Origin of the sequence: Brevundimonas sp., from assembly GCF_003248455.1 — a bacterium.
In the GTDB taxonomy this organism is placed as follows: Bacteria; Pseudomonadota; Alphaproteobacteria; order Caulobacterales; family Caulobacteraceae; genus Brevundimonas.
This window is the reverse complement of record NZ_QFNM01000004.1, coordinates 69,282-89,438: the sequence shown is the minus strand read 5'-3', so window position 1 is coordinate 89,438 and position 20,157 is coordinate 69,282. Positions and strand designations below refer to the sequence as shown.

Here is a 20,157-nt window from a genome sequence, read left to right as displayed (position 1 = left end):
GGTCCGGTCAGTCGTCGAGGCTTTTGCGTGGCGCGTTGGGATCCTGGTTCGGCGGTTCGGCGGCGGGAACATCCCGTTGCAGACGGCCCTGCATTGGATCCGGGCGGCTGGTCTCAAGGCCGCGACCTTTTCCTCCCCAAGACCATCCAAGGCGGCGCCCGTTCGGGTCCGCCTTTTTTCATGCCCTGGAGGCGTCCATGACCAAGCGTGCTGCAACCAAGCGTCAAACGCGGGAAAACGGAATCCTGGATTCGCGAGACTTCCTGGAGGAATCGAAAGTCCGCCGGCTCCACGCCCCGCAGAACGCGCGGTCAGGCTGGTCGCCCTATCCGTCCAACGACGACCGGGAGCAAGGATATCTGAAGACATTGAAACCCAAGTCCGATGGCCAGGGCGAGTTGATGGAGGCCATCGACCACCACAACCTTGTCATGGCGCTTGGGCCCGCAGGCACGGGCAAGACCTATCTGGCCGTGGCCAAGGCGGTCGAGGCGCTGGAGGCCGGCAAGGTCGGGCGCATCGTGCTGAGCCGCCCGGCGGTCGAGGCGGGCGAGTCCATCGGCTTCCTGCCCGGCGACATGGAGGACAAGTTGGCGCCCTATCTGCGCCCCCTGTACGACTCCCTGTCGGATCGCCTGTCGATGAAGCGGGTGAAGGCGCTGATGGCCGAGGGTCTGATCGAGATCGCCCCGGTCGGCTATATGCGCGGCCGCACGCTGAACAACGCCTTCATCGTCGTGGACGAAGCCCAGAACTGCACCTACGTCCAGCTGAAGATGCTGCTGACCCGCCTGGGCTGGCATTCGACCATGGTGGTGACGGGCGATCCTCAGCAGTCGGACCTGCTGCCCGGCATCTCGGGGCTGTCGGACATTTCGGCCCGGCTGGAGGCGGTGCCCGACATCGCCGTGGTGCGCCTGGCCGAGCAGGACATCGTGCGTCACCCGCTGGTCGCCTCCATGATCGGCGTGCTCTGAGCTTGTCTCAGGTCGTCATTCCAGGTTCGTCGGCGGGACGAAACCGGAATGACGGCGAAAGACGGTCCGAGAGCTTGGGCCAAACGCCTATTGTCCCCTGCGGCGCTCGCCCGCTAAAGGTCGGCTCGCCGCTGATGAGGGATGTCGATGCGCGTAGCGATGATTGGGACGGGTTATGTGGGCCTGGTGTCCGGGGCCTGTTTCGCCGACTTCGGCCATGTCGTCACCTGTATCGACAAGGACCCGTCCAAGATCGAACGTTTGGAGCGGGGCGAGATTCCGATCTACGAGCCGGGGCTGGACGATCTGGTCGCCGCAAACGTGCGCGAGGGACGGCTGTTCTTCACCCTGGACGGCGCCGAGGCCATCCGCAGCGCCGACGCCGTCTTCATCGCGGTCGGCACCCCCACCCGGCGCGGCGACGGCCATGCCGACCTGACCTACGTTCATGCGGCGGCCGAGGAGATCGCCGGTCTGATCGACGGCTTCACCGTGGTCGTGACCAAGTCCACCGTCCCGGTCGGCACCGGCGACGAGGTCGAGGCCATCATCAGGAAGGCCAATCCGAACGCCGACTTCGCCGTCGTCTCCAACCCCGAGTTCCTGCGCGAGGGCGCCGCGATCGGCGATTTCAAACGCCCCGATCGGGTGGTGATCGGCGTCAACGACATGGATGGCGAGGTCGGGTCGCGCGCCCAGAAGATCATGAGCGAACTCTATCGCCCGCTGAACCTGAACGAGAGTCCGCTGCTGTTCGTGGGCCGGCGCACGTCCGAACTGATCAAATACGCCGCCAACGCCTTCCTGGCCATGAAGATCACCTTCATCAACGAGATGGCGGACCTGTGCGAGGCCGTGGGCGCCGACGTGCAGCAGGTCGCGCGCGGCATCGGCCTGGACAAGCGGATCGGCTCGAAATTCCTGCACGCCGGCCCCGGCTATGGCGGCTCCTGCTTTCCCAAGGACACCATCGCCCTGGTGCGTACCGCCCAGCAGTACGGCGCCCCGACGCGGCTGATCGAGGCGACGGTCGAGGTCAACGACGCGCGCAAGAAGGCGATGGCCGGACGGGTCGAGACGACCCTTGGCGACAGCGTGGCGGGCAAGACCGTCGCCTTGTTGGGCCTGACGTTCAAGCCGAACACGGACGATATGCGCGACGCCCCGTCCCTGGACATCGCCCCCGCCCTGATCGCCGCCGGCGCCAAGGTCCAGGCCTTCGACCCCGAGGGGATGCAGGAGGCGGCCAAGCTGCTGCCCGACGTGGAGATGAAGGAGAACGCCTATGACGCCGTCGCCGGCGCCGACGCCGTCGTCCTCGTCACCGAATGGGATCAGTTCCGCGCCCTGGATCTGGACCGAATCAAGCGCCTGATGAAACAGCCGGTGCTGGTCGATCTGAGGAACATCTATCGGCCCGAAGACATGAAGACCCGGGGTTTCCGCTATATGGGCGTCGGGCGCGGCTGATGGGGTCGCCGATCCTCGTCACCGGCGCGGCCGGCTTCATCGGCATGCACGTCGCCGAACGCCTGCTGAGCCGCGGCGAACGGGTGATCGGCGTCGATGTCTTCAACGCCTATTACGACCCGCGCCTGAAGGCGGCCCGCGCCGCCCGCCTGGAAGGGCGCGAAGGCTTCCGCATGGTGCGCGCCGACATCGCCGACCACGAGCGGATGCGCGTTCTGGTCGCGGACGAGGGCGTTCGACGGATCGTCCATCTGGCCGCCCAGGCGGGGGTCCGGTATTCGCTGGAGAACCCCTTCGCCTATGAGCGGTCGAACCTGGCGGGCCATCTGTCGATGCTGGAGGCGGCGCGCCACGGCGGGGTCGAGCATCTGGTCTACGCCTCGTCCAGTTCGGTCTATGGCGACCGGCCGCTGGAGGGTTCGGGCTTTCGCGAAGACGATCCGACGGTCCACCCCGTCTCCCTCTACGCCGCCACCAAGCGGTCGTGCGAGTTGATGAGCCAGAGCTACGCCAAACTCTACGGCTTTCCCCAGTCGGGCCTGCGCTTCTTCACCGTCTATGGCCCGTGGGGCCGTCCCGACATGGCCTATTTCGGCTTCACGCAGAAGATCGTGCGCGGCGAGCCCATCGAGGTCTATGGCGAAGGCCGGATGGCGCGCGACTTCACCTATATCGACGACATCGTGGACGGAATCGTGGGGGTGCTGGACCGCCCGCCGGCCCAGGGCGCGCACGAAATCTACAACATCGGCGACAGCCAGCCCGTTGGCCTGATGGAGATGATCTCGACCCTGGAGAGCGCCCTGGGCGTCGAAGCCAAGAAGATCATGCGCCCGATGCAGCCCGGCGACGTCACCGCCACCTATGCCGACGTCTCCAAGCTGAACGCCCTTTGCGGCTATCGGCCCCAGGTTCCGCTGAAGGACGGGCTGGAGAAGTTCGTCGTCTGGTGGCGCCAGTATCAGAACGGCTGACCTGCGGGCTATGGGACGCGCGGCCCTTCTCGCCATCGCCGCGCTGGGTTTGGTCGTCGCCCCGGTCGAAGCCGCCGCGCAGGCCGCTTTTCAGGCCGCCGATCCCTTCTTTCGCCAGCGCGGCCAGGCCGTTCGCGACCGGGCGCAGCCCGCTTATGACGCCCTGGGCCTGCGCGCCGGCGCCTTCACCCTCTGGCCGAGCGTTCAGGCGACGGCGACTCATGACGACAATGTCTTCGCCGCCGAGGCCGACGCCCGCGCCGCCGTCTCCCTGCGCCTGACCCCGGAGATCACGGCCCGTTCGGACTGGAACCGGCATCGGATCGAGGCTTACGCCCGGCTCGACATGAACCGCAGCCTGGACCTCGCCAGCGAAAACACCTCCGATTGGCGGCTGGGCGGCGCGGGCCGACTGGACGTGACCCGCGACACCCATCTGGCCGTGGACGTCGATCTGGAACAGGGGCATGAGGCCCGCACCGCCGCCGGCGCCGATCCCCTGACGGTCCGCCCCGTCGCCTTCGACAGCGCGGCGGCTCGGCTGACGGCCCAGACGACGCACGGCCGCCTGCGCCTGGCCCCCCACGCCGGCATACGGCGTATCGACTACCGCGACGACGTCGATGCGGCGGGCGGCCCGGTCGAGCAGGACGACCGCGACCGCACGACGTTGAGCCTGAGCGGCCGCGCCGACTACGCCGTGTCGCCCGGCGCGGCCGTCTTCTTGCAGATCGCCGGCGACGACCGCGACTATCGGCGCGTCGACGGGCGGCCCGACCGCTCATCGACCGGGCGAGAGACCCTGACGGGCGTGGATTTCGAACGGGGCGGCCTGATCCGGGGAGAGATCGCCGCCGGCTATCGGCGCCAGATGTTCGAAGACCCGGCGTTCGGCGACCTGGAAGGATTCAGCGGCCGGGCGCGCCTGACCTGGTTTCCCACCGCCCTGACCACCGTCTCCGCCGCTGCGGCGCGCGCGGTCGCCGATACGGGCGTGGTCGGCGCCGCCGGCGCCCGGCGCAGCGACCTGTCGCTGGCTGTCGATCATGAACTGTTGCGCAACCTGATCCTGACGGCCCGGATCGACCATGTCGAAGACGCCTATGTCGGCCGCGACCGCACCGATCGGCGGCGCGGCGCCAGCCTGGCCGCCGACTATCGCCTGAATCGACGTCATGGCCTGACAGCCGAACTGAGCTTGATGGACCAGGCCTCCGACGGCGCCGCGCGCGGTCCGCGCTATCGGACGGTACGGATGACCGTGGGCGCCGTCGCCCGCTTCTGATCCGCCCACGGCCGATTGACAACCCAGGCGGGACGCCGCACCACTGGGAATGACGATCACCGTTCGACGGCGCGATGACCCTGACCGACCCTTCGCCTGGAGCCGCCGTCCGCGCGGCCGCCGGCGACATCGACATCGCCGCCTGGATCGAGGGTTTGCGTCGGCGCGCGGGCCTGTTCGTCGGCGCGGCCGGATTGGTCGGGCTGATTGTGCTGGTCGCGCTCTTGGCCCGCCCGCCTGTCTACACCGCCGCCACCCACCTCCAGATCAACACCCGCAAGGCGCAGGTGGTCGCCGGACCCGCCGTCTTGTCCGCCCTGGACGCCGAGGCCGCCATCGTCGACACCGAGGTCGAGGTGCTGAAATCCCCGCAGCTGGCGGCCGCCGTCGTGGACGACCTGGGCCTGGTCCGCGATCCGGCCTTCAACCGCTCGCTGCGTCCCGACCTCCTCGCCCGCCTGACCGGCCGCGCGCCGCCCGCGTCCGACCCGGCCGTAGAGCGCCAGCGGGTGATCGAGGCCGTCGGCCGGCGCCTGACCGTGCGTCGCGTCGGCCTGACCTATTCGATGGCGGTCGGCTTCACCGCCGACGATCCCGTGAAAGCGGCCCGCATCGCCAACGCCTTCGCCGACCGCTATCTGCGCGCCCAACTGACCGCCAAGTTCGACGCCAACAGCCAGGCCAACGCCTTCCTCGGCGCCCGGCTGGAGGACTTGCGACGTCAGGTCGAGGCTGCGGACGCCGCCGTCTCGGCCTATCGCATCGACCACGGCCTGCTCAGCGCCCAGGGCGCGACCCTGACCGAACAGGAGATTTCCGTCTATAATCAGCAACTGGCCGCCGCCCGCGCCCTTCAGGCCGAACAGGACGCCCGGCTAAGGACCGCCCGCGCCCAGATGGCGGCCGGATCGAACGGCGACGATGTGGGCGAGGCCCTGAACTCGCCGGTGGTTCAGAACCTGCGCGGCCAGCGCGCGGCCATCAGCACCCGCGTCGCGGATCTGTCGGTCCGCTATGGTCCGCTGCATCCCGACCTGGCGCGCGCCCGCAGCGAACTGTCCGACATCGACGCCCAGATCCAGGCCGAGATCCGCCGCGTCGTCTCCAATCTGGACGCCCAGGCCCAGGTGGCCCGCCAACGCACGGCCTCGGTCCAGTCCAGCCTGGACGTGGCGCGCGGTTCCCTGGCCGACAACAACGCCGCCTCCATCCGCCTGCGCGAACTCGAGGGCGAGGCCGAGGCCGCGCGCGCCATCTATCGCGCCTTCCTGGACCGATACCGCGAGACGGACGCCCAGACCGGGGTCGAACAGGCCGACGCCCGCATCGTCTCGCGCGCGACCCCGCCCACGGCGCCCAGCGCGCCCAAGCCTGCGATCAGCCTGGCTCTGGCGGTCGTGCTTGGCCTGGGCGCCGGCGTCGGCGCGGTCCTGGCCGCCAATGCGCTTCAGCAGGGCCTGTCCACGCCAGAGGACGTCGAGCGCAGGCTGGGTCTCGATCCGCTGGGCGCCCTGCCCCTGGCCGACACGGTCGCCGCCCCGGACGAGCGCGACCTTCATCCCATCGACCTGGTCGTCCAGCGCCCGACCTCGGTCTTCGCCGAGGCCATGCGCGGCCTTCGCGCCGGCCTGTCCCCGCCGGCTGCGCCGGTCATTCCTCTGGCGGCCCCGAGCGCCCGGATCGTGGCGGTCGTTTCTGCCCTGCCGGGCGAAGGCAAGACCACGACCGCCCTGTGCCTTGCGCGCGTGGCGGCCCGTTCCGGCGCACGAGTCCTGCTGATCGACGGCGATCCGCGCCGACGCGGCGCTACCCGGATGCTGGGCCTCGATCCCGACGCCGGTTTGGCCGAGGTGCTCCACGGCGCGGCGGCCTGGCGAACCGTCTTGGCGACGGACCCCGCCTCGGGCATGCAGGTCCTGCCGCTGGCCGCCTCGGGCCTGTCGGCCGACGACGCCTTCGCCGCCCCGCCGATGGACGCCCTGTTGGCCGAACTGCGCCAGGCCTTCGACCTGGTCCTGATCGACACGGCGCCCGTGCTGGTGATGGCCGACGCCCGTGTCCTGTCGGCCAGGGCCGACGCCGTCTTGCTGCTGGCCCGATGGCGCCGCACGCCCGCCCGCGCCGTCTCCGCCGCCGCCCGCATCCTGCACGCTTCCGGCGCGCGTCTCCTGGGCGTCTGCCTGACCCAGGTCGACGCCCGCGGCCGGTCCCTTCACGGTCACAGCTATGGCGCCTATCCTCACGAGGCCTACCGCAAATACTACGCCGCCTGACCGCGCGGCGTTGACACGCGCCAGACCCCTGGCCCTTGATAAGGCATGACGATGCGCAAAGGTCTGACCGCACTTGCTGGACTGATCGCCCTGACCGCGGCTCAGGGCGCGCCCGGTTGGCAAACGCGCATGAACCAGGCCTTGCGGGACTGGTTGGCTAAGAACGCCGCCTGATCAGCGCAGGGTGCGGACCGCGACCTTGCCTTGCTTGTGGCGGGGGATAACGACGGCGCGGCCTTCCAGGTGCTGGATGTTCAGATCGACGACGGAGGCGCCGACCTCCAGCCCCGTGATCTTCAGCCGGTCCAGGCCGACCGGCAGCACGGGATCGGCCAGATCGACGGTTTCGGTCCAGGCGTCGATGCGCAGCCCCAGCGTCGCCTGGAGCATCAGGAAGACCGAACCGGCGGCCCAGGCCTGGGGCAGGCAGGCGACCGGATAGGCGATGGGCGGTTCGCCGGGCGTGCGGGGGAAGCCGCAGAACAGCTCCGGCAACCGCAGGTGGAAGTGGGCGGCGGCGGCGTAGATTTCGGCCAGGATCTGGGCCACGGCGTCGCGCTCGCCATAGTTGGCCATGCCGGCCGCGGCCATGGCCGTATCGTGGGGCCAGACCGAGCCGTTGTGATAGCTCATCGGATTGAAGCGGGCCTGGCCGACCTCGAGCGTGCGGATGCCCCAGCCGGTGCGGAAGGCGGCCGACAGCAGGCGTTTGCTGACCCGCCGCGCCCGCTCCAGCGACGGCAGGCCGGTGAACAGAAGATGGCCGGCGTTCGAGGCGATGGCGCGGCACTGGCGACCGTCGCCGTCCAGGGCCACGGCGTAGAATCCCTCGTCCTCCATCCAGTATTTGTCCTCGACCAGGGCGCGGACCTGTTCGGCGCGCATCCGCCATTCGGGCGCACGTTCGTCGTGCAGCCGCTCGCCCAGTTCGCCCAGCGCCTTCCAGGCGGCGAAGGCGTAGCCCTGGACTTCGAGCAAGGCTATCGGCCCCTTGGGAAAGCGCCCGTCGGCGTGGAAGATGGAATCCTCCGAGTCCTTCCAGCCCTGGTTCGACAGGCCGGTGTCGGCGCCGCGCTGATAGTCGATCAGCCCGTCGTTGTTCGAATCGCCATAGTCCCGCATCCACTCGGCGGCGGCGATCAGATTGGGCCAGAGCCTGCGGATCAGGTCCAGGTCGCCGGTGCGGTTGGCGTAGGCGCCGGCCAGGGCCACGAACAGGCAGGTGGTGTCGACGCCGCCGTAATAGAGGCCGAACGGCACCTCGTGCAGGGCGCTCATCTCGCCGCCGCGCGTCTCGTGCATGATCTTGCCGGGCTGGCTGTCCTGGAACAGCGAGGTCTCGGCGGCCTGGCGCGACGCCAGGTAGGTCAGCACCCCCCGGGCCAGCGACGGGTCCAGCCACAGCATCTGCCAGGCCGAGATGATGCCGTCGCGACCGAACGGGGTCGAAAACCAGGGCGTGCCGGCGTAGGGGTAGGGGCCGGTCGGCAGGTCGGTGGTCAGCAACGCCATGTCGGCGCGCGACTGATCCAGCCAGTCGTTGAAGCGCGGGCTGCGCGGTCCCCGCACCGATGCCCCGCGGCGGCGTTTGGCGCGCATGGCCAGCCGCGCCTGGATGGCGTTCAGCCGCCAGCGCCGCTCGTCCGGCGCTTCGCAGGAATCCACGCCGCACTCGATATAGAGGTCCAGGGTGCGGCCCTTGGGCAGGCTGAACATGAACTCGGCGCGCTGGTGCGTCAGGCGGGCCGGCGGTTCGGAAAAAGCCAGGCAGGCGATGCGATCCACATCGTCCAGGCCGGTATAGCGGAAGGTGACGCGCCGGCCGTCGGTCGTCGGCGGGTGGATCGCGCCGCGCTTCGCCCGAGGCGTGCCGCGCACCTGGAAGATGTCGGCGAAGTCGGCGCCGAAATCGAAGGCCAGGGGTAGGAGGATGTCCTCCACCCCGTGATTGACCATCTGCACCCGCTCGAACATCCGGCGCCCCCACAGAAAGCGGCGACGCTCGATATGAAGGACGCCGGCCGGGGCGGACCTTCCGCCCATCGGCGGGAGGGGGCGGTTGGTCGTGTGGCACGAGAAGAAGACATTGTCCTGGCTGACGCCCGACGACAGCCGCGATGGCCGCAACAGGCCGACCGTCATGATCCAGCGCGACAGCACGCGGGTGTCGTCGGCGAACAGGCCGTCCGCGCCGCCCTTCATGTCCCCCCAGCCGTCGGCCACCAGGAAGGTGTCGCCGTCCTTCAGCGCCATCAACTGTTCGAGGCCGGACGCCTCGACCGAGTCGCCGGCGGACAATAGCGTGGTGTAGGCGTCGTCCATGCGGTCTTTTCCCCGTGGCTGTGAGGTCTCGGCCGAACGTGTCCCACCCGAATGCGGCGCTGAAGGGCCGCTTGGATGGTCAACTGATGAGGCGGCGGAGAGTTCACCTCCGCCGCCCCTTATTTATCGGATTGTCGAAGCGCCGTCGCGACTGGCCGACGAAAGCCGTCAGGCCAGGGCCGCGAAGCTGCGATCCTCGCCGCGCGATCGCAGGGGCGTGACCACTTCGTCCAGCGGCGCCTCGGCGAACGGCCGCCGCGCCAGCAGGTCGCCATAGACGTCCAGATAGCGGCGGGCCATGGCGGTGGCCGAGAACCGAAGATCGAACCGGGCCCGCACGGCCTCGCGGTCCAGCAGATGGACGCGGCCGGCGGCGGCGACGGCCTGTTCCATCGTATCGACCAGGAAGCCGGTGGCCCCGTCCTCGATCACCTCGGGCGTCGAGCCGCAGCGGAAGGCGACGACCGGCGTGCCGCAGGCCATGGCCTCGATCATCACCAGGCCGAATGGTTCCGGCCAGTCGATGGGAAACAGCAAGGCGTCGGCTCCGCCCAAAAAGGCGGACTTCTGGTGGTCGCCGATCTCCCCTATGAATTCGACCAGAGGATTGGAGTCGACCAGAGGGCGAATCGTCTCTTCCCAATAGCGTTTGTCGGCGGCGTCCACCTTGGCGGCCATTTTCAGCCGCCTGCCCAGCTTGGTGGCGATCTCTATGGCGCGGTCGGGCCGCTTTTCAGGCGAGATGCGGCCGAGGAAGGCCAGATAGCCCTCGGACTTCGGCGAGAAGACATATTGATCGCCCGGCATGCCGTGATGAACGGTGGCTTTCCAGTTGGCGAAATGCAGGGGCTTGCGCTGATCGTCGGAGATGGAGACCAAGCCGAATTCGCTCCAGCGCGCATAGACGCCGGGCAGGTCCTTCATGTCCAGCCGACCGTGCAGAGTGGTCAGGGTCTTGTCCGCATACATCTGGAACAGCGGGAAATGGACCATGTCGGTGTGGAAATGGATGACGTCGAATTCGTCGGCGCGGTCCAGCACCTCGCCCAGCATGGACAGGTGTGCGGCCAGGTCGGACTTCAACGGCGCCGGATCCAGCCGGATGGCCTGATCGCGGACGGGCACCAGGCGCGCCTTGGTCTGGGCGTCGGCGCTGGCGAACAGGGTGACGTCGTGGCCCAGATCGACCAGGGCGTCCGTTAGATGCGCGACCACGCGTTCGGTCCCGCCGTACAGCTTCGGCGGGACAGCTTCATACAACGGGGTGATCTGCGCGATCTTCATGATGAAATGCTCCGAACCCCGCTCTTGCGGGCCACGGACATCAATGTTCTCGCAACTGCGAAGTTCCACCGCGAGGGTGGATTTTTCGCAACAGTTTCGGCGGGTTACAGCGAAGCTATGCCTATTCGGCGTGTGGAATCGTACACACTCGATCCTAAGTCATTGATGTGATTGCTGCGACAGCGGGTCGCAGGCGAAATCACATCGCGGCGCGCACCTCGGATCGCAGGGCGTCGATGGATTTCAAACCCTGGTCCGTCTTGAACCGCCAATAGGTCCAGCCGTTGCAGGCGGGCGCATTCTCCAGCAGGGCGCCCAGCTTGTGGATGGAGCCGGTCAGGGAGCCGTGGACCAGCGATCCATCGGCGCGCACGCGGGCCTCGCGCTCGCCCTTGGGGCAGTACAGGCGGTCGCCGGGGTGCAGGAGGCCCGCCTCGACCAGGGCGCCGAACGGCACCTTGGGCTCGGCGCGTTTGGAGGTGGTGACGACCAGGTCCTCGGGCCGGGCCGGCAGGACCGAGGCGATGCGGGTCTCGGCGACCTGGGCGTAGGTCTCGTCGCGTTCGATGCCGATATAGCTGCGACCCAGGCGCTTGGCGGCGGCGCCGGTGGTGCCGGTGCCGAAGAAGGGGTCCAGGATCACGTCGCCCGGGCGGGTCGCCGCCAGAAGCACGCGGTGCAGCAGGGCCTCGGGCTTCTGGGTGGGGTGGGCCTTCTTGCCGTCGGCGTCCTTGATCCGCTCCTCGCCGGTGCACAGGGCGAAGGTCCAGTCGGAGCGCATCTGGGTGTCTTCGTTGAAGGCCTTCAGGGCGTCGTAGTTGAAGGTGTAACGCTTCTGGTCGCGCGACCGGGCGGCCCAGATCAGGGTCTCGTGGGCGTTGGTGAAGCGCGTGCCCTTGAAGTTCGGCATCGGGTTGGACTTGCGCCAGATGATGTCGTTCAGCACCCAGAAGCCCAGGTCCTGGATCGCCGATCCCAGCCTGAAGATGTTGTGATAGGAGCCGATCACCCAGATCGAGCCTTCCGGCTTCAGCACCCGACGGCATTCCGCCAGCCAGGCGCGGGTGAAGGCGTCGTATTCGGCGAAGCTGCCGAACTTGTCCCAGTCGTCGTCCACGGCGTCGACCTTGGAGTTGTCGGGACGCAGCAGGTCTCCGCCCAGCTGAAGATTATAGGGCGGGTCGGCGAAGACCATGTCCACCGAGGCGTCGGGCAGGCTTTTCAGCACCTCGATGCAGTCGCCACGGTGAATGACGTCCTTGGCCAGGACAGGGGTCTTCAGATCGGACATGGAAACGCGGCCCCGAAACATTGAGAGCCGCGATGGTGAATCCTTGTGGTTAAGGTGGAGTAACCGGCGCGACGCATCGCGCCGGTTACGTCGTCGTCAGGCCAGCATTCGGACCTTGGGCTCGCGGTCCCACTGACGGGTGCGCGCGGGGGCGAGGAAGCCGTCGGCGTCCTTGGCGAGGTCGATCACACCCGCATCCGGCTCAACGCCTGCCTTGTCCAGCAGGGGCTGGGCCTCGGGGGTATGACCGATGGCCTTGAGGTGGCCGAAGGCGTCCTTGACGAAGTCGACGGCGGCGCTTTCGTTCATCAACGTCGCGCAGCCGTCATCGGACAGGACGACCGCGACGGCGTCGAACAGGACCGACGGGCTGCCGGCCAGTTGGCCGTCGGCGGCCAGGGTCGATCCGTCCTTGAGCTTGGCCCCGCCGATCTTGGGCGCGACGATGAAGATCGAGCCTTCGTCGCCTTCCACCGCCGCCCTGACCGCATCGACGACCGTTCCGTCCGATCCGTCGGCCACCAGGACGGCGACCTTTCGCCCTTTCAGGGTGTCGGGATATTTGCCGACGATGCGAAGGGCGGGCGACGGCTCCAGGTCGATCGGCGCCACAGCGGGCTCCGAGGCCGCAGGCAGGGGCAGGTTCAGCCCGTCGGCCACACGCTGGGCCAGGGTTTCGTCCACGTTCTGCAGATTGGCCAGAATCCGTTCGCGGACATGGGCCAGGGAGACCTTCGACAGTTCGAAGACGATGGCGCTGGCCAGGTGGGCCTGTTCGATCTCGGTCTGCGAACGGAAGAACAGCCGCGCCTGGCTGTAGTGGTCGGCGAAGGTCTCGGCGCGCAGACGCACCTTCTCGCCCTGGACCGGGATGGGCGCGGTGCGAAAGCCCCCTTTGGAATCCTCGCGCGGGCCGCCTTCCTCTCCTGCCTGGGCCAGGCTGTTGGGCTCGTAGTTCGCGCGGCCCTTGAAGACCTGGGTCTGCATCTGGCCGTCGCGCTGGAAGTTCTGGAAGGGGCAGCCCTTGGCCTGGTTGATCGGTATCTGGTGGAAGTTGACCGTGCCCAGGCGCGACAACTGGGTGTCCTGGTAGGAGAACAGCCGGCCTTGCAGCAGCGGATCTTCCGAGAAGTCGATGCCCGGCACGATGTTGGTCGGCAGGAAGGCCGCCTGTTCCGTTTCGGCGAAGAAGTTGTCCGGGTTGCGGTTCAGGACCATGCGGCCGACGACGCGGATCGGATAGTCCTCTTCGGGCACCAATTTCGTGGCGTCCAGAATGTCGAAGGGCAGGGCGTCGGCCTCTTCTTGGGTGAACAGCTGCACCCCGAACTCCCACTCGGGGAAATCGCCTTGGGCGATGGCCTCGAACAGGTCGCGGCGGTGATAGTCGGGATCGGCGCCGGCGATCTTGACCGCCTCGTCCCAGCAGGTCGATTGCGTCCCCAGCTTTGGCCGCCAGTGGAACTTGACGAAGGTCGCCTCGCCCTTGGCGTTGACCAGGCGGAAGGTGTTGACGCCGAAGCCCTCGATCATCCGATAGGAGCGCGGAATGGCGCGGTCCGACATGGCCCACATGATCATGTGGGTCGATTCCGGCATCAGGCCGATGAAGTCCCAGAAGGTGTCGTGCGCGCTGGCCGCCTGGGGATAGCCGCGGTCGGCCTCCATCTTCACCGAATGGATTAGATCGGGGAATTTGATCGCGTCCTGGATGAAGAAGACCGGGATGTTGTTGCCGACCAGGTCCCAGTTCCCCTCGGTGGTGTAGAATTTGACCGCGAAACCGCGCACGTCGCGCGGCGTGTCGATCGAGCCGGCCCCGCCGGCCACGGTGGAGAAGCGGGTGAAGACCTCGGTCTGCTTGCCGACCTCGGTCAGGATTTTGGCGGTGGTGTAGTCCGCCAGACTGTCGGTCAATTCGAAGAAGCCGTGGGCGGCCGAGCCGCGCGCATGGACGATCCGCTCGGGGATTCGCTCATGGTCGAAATGCTGGATCTTCTCGCGAAGGATGAAGTCCTCCAGCAGGGTCGAGCCGCGCGGTCCGGCCTTCAGCGAATTCTGGTTGTCGCTGATCGGCGCGCCATGATTGGTGGTGGTGCGGGCGTCGGGCGCGGAGGCGATCTGGTGCAGTTCGCCGCCGTCGCCGGTCTCGGACGCCGGGGCGCGCGCGGGGGTCTTGGCCATCTGAAAACCTTTCGGGAAGCCGGCGCGCACAGGGCGTGGCGCGCATCTCCCTGCTAACGCCATGGGTTTGCGAATGGTTCTGTTCGGTCGCGCGCAAGGCGTCGGGCGTCGCATCCAGAAAAGTTCGCTCCGCGCGCGGCGCGCCCTTCGCAGGAGGCGAGGCGGCGGTTATGACGCAGCATGATCGCACGCCTTCGCCCCGTTCCGTTCGACCTCGGTCCCGTCCACTTCGTCGGCATCGGCGGCATCGGCATGAGCGGCATCGCCGAGATCATGCTGAAGATCGGCTATTCGGTTCAGGGCTCGGACGCCAAGGCCAGCGCCAACATCGAGCGGCTGGAACAGCTGGGCGCCAAGATCTTCATCGGCCACGACGCCGCCCATCTGGGCGAAGGCGTGTCGGCTGTGGTCTATTCGACGGCGGTCAAGGCCGAGAACCCGGAGCTGAAGGCCGCGCGCGAGCGGCGCATCCCCCTGGTCCGCCGGGCCGAGATGCTGGCCGAACTGATGCGGCTGCAATTCTCCATCGCGGTGGGGGGCACCCACGGCAAGACGACCACGACCTCGATGGTGGCGACCCTGCTGGATGCGGCGGGCCTGGACCCCACGGTGGTCAACGGCGGCATCATCAACGCCTATGGCACCAACGCCAAGGTGGGCGACGGCGACTGGATCGTGGTGGAGGCGGACGAGTCGGACGGCAGCTTCCTGCGCCTGAAGTCCACCGTCGCCATCGTCACCAATATCGACCCGGAACATCTCGACCACTACGGCGACTTCGACGCGGTGCGTAAGGCGTTCGTGGACTTCGTCGAGAACATTCCCTTCTACGGTTTCGCCGCGGTCTGCCTGGACCACCCCGAGGTGCAGAAGCTGGTCGCCTCCATCGATAACCGGCGGCTCGTGACCTATGGGACCAATCCTCAGGCCATGGTGCGGGCCGACAACTGCCAGATGGGACCGGACGGCGCCCGGTTCGACGTCGTCATTCAGGGCGGGGGGCAGAACGACGAGACCCGCCGGATCGAGCGCCTGCACCTGCCCATGGCCGGCTGGCATAATGTGTCGAACGCCCTGGCCGCCATCGCCGTGGCGCGCGAGCTGGACGTTTCGGACGACGCGATCCGCAGCGGCCTGGCCGGCTTCGGCGGGGTCAAGCGCCGCTTCACCACCACGGGCGTCGTGAACGGCGTGCGCATCGTCGACGACTATGGCCATCACCCGGTCGAGATCGCCGCCGTCTTGAAGGCGGCGCGCCAGGTGGCGGAAGGCCGCGTCATCGCCGTGGTCCAGCCGCACCGCTACACCCGCCTGCGCGACCTGATGGACGAGTTCTCGACCAGTTTCTCGGACGCCGACAGCGTGATCGTCGCCGACGTCTATCCCGCCGGCGAACAACCGATCGAAGGGGTGGACAAGCACGCCCTGGCCGATGGCGTGCGCCGCTACGGCCACCGTCAGGTCCAGGCGCTGGAGAACGCCGCCGTCCTGCCGCGTCTGATCAAGGACGAGGCGAAGTCGGGCGACGTGGTCGTGTTGCTGGGCGCGGGCGACATCACCAGCTGGGCCTATGGCTTGCCGGGGCAGCTGGAGGCGCTGGGCTAGAAATCCCCGCTCGTCCGCGCGAAAGCGGGGCCCGGTGTTTTGGGCGAGCGGATTTGGAATCGTGTGCGCCGAGCGGCGTCCGCCGCCGGGGTGTGTGGAAGAACTGGGTCTCCGCTTTCGCGGGGATGAGCGGAGTGTGGAATGAGCTGGCGCGATAATCTGCCGGAGGTGCGCGGCAAGCTGCTGCGGGACGAGCCGTTGGCGCCCTACACCTGGTTTCGGGTGGGCGGCGCCGCCGAGGTCCTGTTCATTCCGGCGGACGCCGACGATCTGGCCGATTTCCTGAAGGCGCTGGACCCGGCCGTCCCGGTGACGGTGCTGGGCGTCGGGTCGAACGTCATCGTTCGCGACGGCGGGGTCGATGGGGTGGTGATCCGCCTGGCGGGCAGGGCGTGGGCGCAGGTCGTGGCGGACGGGCTGACGATCACGGCCGGAGCGGGGGCTCTGGATTCCATGGTGGCCAAGGCCAGCGCGAAGGCGGGGATCGCCGGGCTGGAGTTCTATGCGGGGATCCCGGGCGCCATCGGCGGCGCACTGACGATGAATGCGGGCTGTTATGGTTCCGAGACCAAGGATGTGCTGGTCTCGGCCTGGGGCCTTAACCGTCAGGGGCGGCGGATCGATTACGCCCTGGCCGACTTCGGTTACACCTATCGCCATTCCCAGGCGCCGGCCGAGATCATCTGGGTCGAGGCGACCTATCGGGGAACGCCGGACGACCCCGAGGCCGTGGCCGCCCGGATCGCCGAGATCACCCGCCGGCGCGAGACCACCCAGCCGATCCGCGAGAAGACGGGCGGCTCCACCTTCAAGAACCCCAAGGGCCATTCCTCGTGGAAACTGGTCGACGAGGCCGGATGGCGCGGCAAGCTGCATGCCGAAACGGGAGGCGGCGCCCTGTTCAGCGACCTGCACTCCAACTTCATGATCAATCCCGGAGAAGCCACCGCCGCCGACATCGAGGGGCTGGGCGAGGCGGTCCGCGCTGACGTCCTGGCGAAGACCGGCGTTCAGCTGGACTGGGAGATCAGGCGGATCGGACGGCCCGCCTAAAAATCCTCCGCAAAATTGAGCGCGATGCGAGAAGGGTTGACGGCCTGTTAAACATGTAGGCCGCAATCGGAGACGTTATGGCCCGTGCTTTCAAAGACCTTCACGTCGCCGTCCTGATGGGCGGCCTTTCCGCCGAGCGAGAGGTATCGCTGTCGTCGGGGGAGCAGTGCGCCCAGGCGCTGGAGCGGCAGGGGGTGCGCGTCAGCCGCGTGGACGCCGGGCGGGACCTGGCCAATGTGCTGTCCGGCTTGATCAGGCCCGATGTGGTGTTGAACTGCCTGCATGGCGCCTGGGGCGAGGACGGCTGCGTCCAGGGCGTGCTCGAAACGCTGCGCATTCCCTACACCCATTCCGGCGTCTTGGCCTCGGCCCTGGCGATGGACAAGGAAAAGTCCAAGGCCGTGCTGCGGATGGCGGGGGTCAAGGTGCCGGGCGGCGGCCTGTTCGACCGCCACGAGGTCGCCAGCCGTCACGTCATCGACCCGCCCTATGTGGTCAAGCCCAACGCCGAAGGCTCTTCCGTCGGGGTCTTCCTGGTGCGCGAAGGGGCCAATCGCCCGGTCGCCGAGGTGGGCGAGCCCGGCTGGGCCTACGGCGATCAGGTCGTCGTCGAACCCTATATTCCCGGCAAGGAACTGTGCGTCGCCGTGCTGGGCGAGGCGTCCGGCCCGCGCGCCCTGACCGTGACCGACATCACCCCCGCCAAGGGCTTCTACGACTACGAGGCCAAGTATGCGCCGGGCGGGTCGGTCCACGTCCTGCCGGCCGTCCTGCCGCCGCATGTGTTCGAGGCGGCCCTGCGTCAGGCCGAGCTGGCGCACGCCGCCATGGGGTGCCGCGGGGTATCCCGGTCCGACTTCCGTTATGACGACGTTAAGGACGATCTGGTCCTGTTGGAGGTCAATACCCAGCCCGGCATGACCCCGACCTCGCTCGCGCCCGAGCAGGCCGCCTATGCCGGAATGAGCTATGACGATCTGGTTCGGTGGATGGTGGAGGACGCCTCATGCCCGCGGTAGTTCGCGGCGGTCGGCGACAGGGTTCCGCCCAGGCCCCGGGACGCGGCGCGGCGCCCAGGGGCGGCGGACGTTCCCGCGGCGCAAACCCTAACGCGTCGGCCATTCCCGCCAAGATGGCCGCCATCGGCCGTGTCGACATCTCGTCCCGCACCGCCGTCATCGCGCTGGGCGCAGGCGCTTTGCTGCTGGTCGGGGTGCTGGCGACCGGCGCGCGGGCCGAGCGGATCGGCGCCTCGGTCTCTCACGGGATCGACAGCCTGACCTCCGGCATGGGGCTGACGCTGAAGCGGGTGCATGTCACCGGCGCCTCGGCCGAGGCCGAGCCGGCGATCCGACAGGCGTTGGGCCTTCAATCCGGCCAGCCGATCACCAGCCTGAAGCTGGACGCCATCCGCGACCGCGTGCAGGGCGTGGGCTGGGTCAAGTCGGCGCGGGTCGTGCGCCTGCTGCCCGACACCTTGATCGTCGAGGTCAAGGAGCATGACCGCCTGGCCGTCTGGCAGGAGGCCGGGCAGATCAAGGTCATCGACGCGCGCGGCCAGGTGATCGCGGGCGCCGACGCGCGCCGCTATCCGACCCTGCCGCTGGTCGTGGGCAAGGGCGCCGATGCGGCGGCCGGCGAAATCCTGCCGCTTCTGGCCCAGCGTCCGCGCCTGATGAACAAGATCGACGCCCTGGTCCGCGTGGACGAGCGACGCTGGGACCTGCGGCTCAAGGACGGCAGCCTGATCCAGCTGCCCGCCACCGAACAGGAGGCGGCCCTGATCCGCCTCGATGCGCTGGACCAGCGCGAACGCCTGCTAGACCTGGGTTTCGCCCGGGTCGATCTCAGAACCCCGGACGAGGTCGCGGTGCGACCCGCCGGCGACGCTTAAGGACCAGAACCGGATGTCGGGAAAGCCGCGCGCAGCCAATGATCAGGGTCGGGGCCTGGACCCCCGCGCCGGGCGCGCGCCCGTGGTCGCCGCCCTGGACATCGGCCAGTCCAAGGTGTCGTGCTTCATCATGAAGCCCGACGGCGTGCGCCACGCCGACCGCACCATCCGCGTCGCCGGCGCCAGCCACGTCCAGTCCAAGGGCGTGAAGGGCGGGGCCATCATCAATATGGACGAGGCCGCCCAGGCCATCGGCCACGCCGTCGAACGCGCCGAGCGCGCGGCCCAGAGCCCGGTCTCCGGCGTCGTCGTCACCACCGCCATCGGCCAGATGGCCAGCCACCGGGTGCAGGCGCGGGTGTCCCTGGGCGCCAATCCGGTCGGGGACGCCGACCTGGCGCGCGCCATCGGCATGGCCCTGGCCCAGATCCGCCTGCCCAACCGCCGCCCGATCCACGTCCTGCCCATCGCCTGGTCGGTCGACGGGGCGCGGGGCGTCCACGATCCCCGTTCGATGCGGGGCGGGTCGCTGGGGCTGGATCTGCTGGTCGTCTCGATGGCCGAGAACGTCTTCACGACCCTGAGCCATTGCCTTGAACTGGCGCACCTGGACCTGCAGGGCGTGGCCGCCGCGCCCGTCGTCTCGTCCCTGGCCGCGCTGGAAGAAGACGAGATGGACCTGGGCGCCGTCTGCATCGACATGGGCGGCGGCTCGACCAGCGCCGCGGTCTGGGGCGGGCGATCCCTGCTGCATATCGAAAGCCTGAACGTCGGCGGCGACCACGTCACCTCCGACATTGCGCGCGGCCTGTCGACGTCGAAGGCCGGCGCCGAGCGGTTGAAGACCCTGCACGGCTCGGCCATGGCCAGCGCCAACGAGGACCGCGAAATGCTGGAGGCCCCGCCGCGCGGCGAAGAAGCCTCGGCCGGCCCCGTCATCGTCCCGCGCGCCATGCTGAAGACCGTGATCGCCCCGCGCGTCGAGGAAACGCTCGAACTCCTCCGCGACCGGCTGAAGACCGCCGGCGTCGGCCTGGAGCCGGGCGCGGGCCTGGTCCTGACCGGCGGCGCCAGCCAGTTGAATGGCGTGCGCGAGTTGGCCGTGCGCGTCTTCGACCGCCCCGTCCGCCTTGGAAAGCCCCAACGCGCGCCGCATTTGGCCGACGCCGCCTCCGGCCCCGCCTTCTGCGCCACCGCCGGCGTCCTCCTCCGCGCCGCCTACGGCCCGCGCGAGGCGGTGTCGGCGAGGAAGCTGATGGCGCGGCAGATTACGGCTGCGGATGCGCCGAAGGTGCATCGCGGCAATGTCGTGGGACGCGTGGCGGGGTGGCTCAGGGATAACCTGTGACGAAAGCCTTCGCTCAGGTGTGATGTGTTTGTTACATACCTGCCACCATTTGGGCGATCCTGTGGCTTCTCTATTGCGAGAACGCGGCGCCGGCTCTAGCGCTTTCCGCCAACGTCGGATGGGTCTTTCCGCGTTCCAACATCTGTTTTCTGGGGGCAGCTTTAAATGCATCTGAAACGAGCGATCTTGTTGGGTTC

General features: G+C 68.4%; 15 protein-coding genes. 11 read left to right on the top strand and 4 right to left on the bottom strand.

Going from position 1 to position 20,157, the window contains the following annotated elements; all coding sequences use genetic code 11:
• Window positions 1-185: 185 nt before the first annotated feature.
• The 6 genes from DI624_RS02365 to DI624_RS02340 all read left to right on the top strand — a co-directional run bounded on the left by DI624_RS02365 (window position 186) and on the right by DI624_RS02340 (window position 7,153).
• Window positions 186-977, top strand: a complete 792-nt coding sequence (locus tag DI624_RS02365; protein WP_291535855.1) for a PhoH family protein — start codon at window positions 186-188, stop codon at window positions 975-977.
• Between the two features lie 147 nt (window positions 978-1,124).
• The gene (locus DI624_RS02360; protein ID WP_291535792.1) at window positions 1,125-2,447 is read left to right on the top strand and encodes a UDP-glucose/GDP-mannose dehydrogenase family protein; all 1,323 of its coding nucleotides are present in this window, start codon (window positions 1,125-1,127) and stop codon (window positions 2,445-2,447) included.
• On the top strand, window positions 2,444-3,421 hold the full coding sequence (locus DI624_RS02355) for an NAD-dependent epimerase/dehydratase family protein (protein WP_291535854.1): 978 nt from the start codon (window positions 2,444-2,446) through the stop codon (window positions 3,419-3,421). Before DI624_RS02360 ends, DI624_RS02355 begins: the two co-directional genes overlap by 4 nt.
• A gap of 10 nt (window positions 3,422-3,431) precedes the next feature.
• Window positions 3,432-4,706 carry an outer membrane beta-barrel protein gene (locus tag DI624_RS02350; RefSeq protein WP_291535791.1) on the top strand — a complete coding sequence of 425 codons (1,275 nt, stop codon included), beginning with the start codon at window positions 3,432-3,434 and terminating at the stop codon, window positions 4,704-4,706.
• A 74-nt stretch (window positions 4,707-4,780) separates the two neighbouring features.
• On the top strand, window positions 4,781-6,979 hold the full coding sequence (locus DI624_RS02345; protein ID WP_291535790.1) for a polysaccharide biosynthesis tyrosine autokinase: 2,199 nt from the start codon (window positions 4,781-4,783) through the stop codon (window positions 6,977-6,979).
• Window positions 6,980-7,024: 45 nt separating this feature from the next.
• Window positions 7,025-7,153 carry a BrnA antitoxin family protein gene (locus DI624_RS02340; RefSeq protein ID WP_291535789.1) on the top strand — a complete coding sequence of 43 codons (129 nt, stop codon included), beginning with the start codon at window positions 7,025-7,027 and terminating at the stop codon, window positions 7,151-7,153.
• On the opposite strand, the gene DI624_RS02335 is transcribed toward DI624_RS02340, so the two are convergent.
• From DI624_RS02335 to DI624_RS02320, 4 genes are all read right to left on the bottom strand, one after another.
• Entirely contained in the window at window positions 7,154-9,301 is a 2,148-nt protein-coding gene (locus tag DI624_RS02335) for an amylo-alpha-1,6-glucosidase (protein ID WP_291535788.1), read from the bottom strand.
• A gap of 168 nt (window positions 9,302-9,469) precedes the next feature.
• Window positions 9,470-10,585, bottom strand: coding sequence for a glycosyltransferase family 4 protein (locus DI624_RS02330; RefSeq protein WP_291535787.1), 1,116 nt, complete (start codon window positions 10,583-10,585; stop codon window positions 9,470-9,472).
• 199 nt (window positions 10,586-10,784) lie between these two features.
• Window positions 10,785-11,876 carry a site-specific DNA-methyltransferase gene (locus DI624_RS02325; RefSeq protein WP_291535786.1) on the bottom strand — a complete coding sequence of 364 codons (1,092 nt, stop codon included), beginning with the start codon at window positions 11,874-11,876 and terminating at the stop codon, window positions 10,785-10,787.
• Window positions 11,877-11,972: 96 nt separating this feature from the next.
• Window positions 11,973-14,060, bottom strand: coding sequence for a catalase (locus tag DI624_RS02320; protein WP_291535785.1), 2,088 nt, complete (start codon window positions 14,058-14,060; stop codon window positions 11,973-11,975).
• A 180-nt stretch (window positions 14,061-14,240) separates the two neighbouring features.
• Between DI624_RS02320 and murC the strand changes: the two genes are divergently transcribed.
• The 5 genes from murC to ftsA all read left to right on the top strand — a co-directional run bounded on the left by murC (window position 14,241) and on the right by ftsA (window position 19,960).
• On the top strand, window positions 14,241-15,665 hold the full coding sequence (gene murC / locus DI624_RS02315; RefSeq protein ID WP_291535784.1) for a UDP-N-acetylmuramate--L-alanine ligase: 1,425 nt from the start codon (window positions 14,241-14,243) through the stop codon (window positions 15,663-15,665).
• 141 nt (window positions 15,666-15,806) lie between these two features.
• Entirely contained in the window at window positions 15,807-16,718 is a 912-nt protein-coding gene (gene murB / locus DI624_RS02310; protein ID WP_291535783.1) for a UDP-N-acetylmuramate dehydrogenase, read from the top strand.
• A 77-nt stretch (window positions 16,719-16,795) separates the two neighbouring features.
• A complete protein-coding gene (locus DI624_RS02305) occupies window positions 16,796-17,737 on the top strand; it encodes a D-alanine--D-alanine ligase (protein ID WP_291535782.1) in 942 nt (313 codons plus the stop codon).
• Complete coding sequence (locus DI624_RS02300; protein WP_291535781.1) at window positions 17,725-18,612, top strand: cell division protein FtsQ/DivIB; 888 nt, start codon at window positions 17,725-17,727, stop codon at window positions 18,610-18,612. The genes DI624_RS02305 and DI624_RS02300 overlap by 13 nt, the downstream gene beginning before the upstream one ends.
• 13 nt (window positions 18,613-18,625) lie before the next feature.
• Entirely contained in the window at window positions 18,626-19,960 is a 1,335-nt protein-coding gene (gene ftsA / locus DI624_RS02295; protein WP_291535780.1) for a cell division protein FtsA, read from the top strand.
• The last annotated feature ends 197 nt before the right edge of the window (window positions 19,961-20,157 follow it).

Bases quoted from the DNA above. Each gene is read 5' to 3' on its own strand.
- DI624_RS02360 (WP_291535792.1), top strand. From the start codon at position 1,125: ATGCGCGTAGCGATGATTGGGACGGGTTATGTGGGCCTGGTGTCCGGG.
- DI624_RS02350 (WP_291535791.1), top strand. From the start codon at position 3,432: ATGGGACGCGCGGCCCTTCTCGCCATCGCCGCGCTGGGTTTGGTCGTC.
- DI624_RS02345 (WP_291535790.1), top strand. From the start codon at position 4,781: ATGACCCTGACCGACCCTTCGCCTGGAGCCGCCGTCCGCGCGGCCGCC.
- DI624_RS02340 (WP_291535789.1), top strand. From the start codon at position 7,025: ATGACGATGCGCAAAGGTCTGACCGCACTTGCTGGACTGATCGCCCTG.
- DI624_RS02335 (WP_291535788.1), bottom strand. From the start codon at position 9,301: ATGGACGACGCCTACACCACGCTATTGTCCGCCGGCGACTCGGTCGAG.
- DI624_RS02330 (WP_291535787.1), bottom strand. From the start codon at position 10,585: ATGAAGATCGCGCAGATCACCCCGTTGTATGAAGCTGTCCCGCCGAAG.
- DI624_RS02325 (WP_291535786.1), bottom strand. From the start codon at position 11,876: ATGTCCGATCTGAAGACCCCTGTCCTGGCCAAGGACGTCATTCACCGT.
- DI624_RS02320 (WP_291535785.1), bottom strand. From the start codon at position 14,060: ATGGCCAAGACCCCCGCGCGCGCCCCGGCGTCCGAGACCGGCGACGGC.
- murC (WP_291535784.1), top strand. From the start codon at position 14,241: ATGATCGCACGCCTTCGCCCCGTTCCGTTCGACCTCGGTCCCGTCCAC.
- murB (WP_291535783.1), top strand. From the start codon at position 15,807: ATGAGCTGGCGCGATAATCTGCCGGAGGTGCGCGGCAAGCTGCTGCGG.
- DI624_RS02305 (WP_291535782.1), top strand. From the start codon at position 16,796: ATGGCCCGTGCTTTCAAAGACCTTCACGTCGCCGTCCTGATGGGCGGC.
- DI624_RS02300 (WP_291535781.1), top strand. From the start codon at position 17,725: ATGCCCGCGGTAGTTCGCGGCGGTCGGCGACAGGGTTCCGCCCAGGCC.
- ftsA (WP_291535780.1), top strand. From the start codon at position 18,626: ATGTCGGGAAAGCCGCGCGCAGCCAATGATCAGGGTCGGGGCCTGGAC.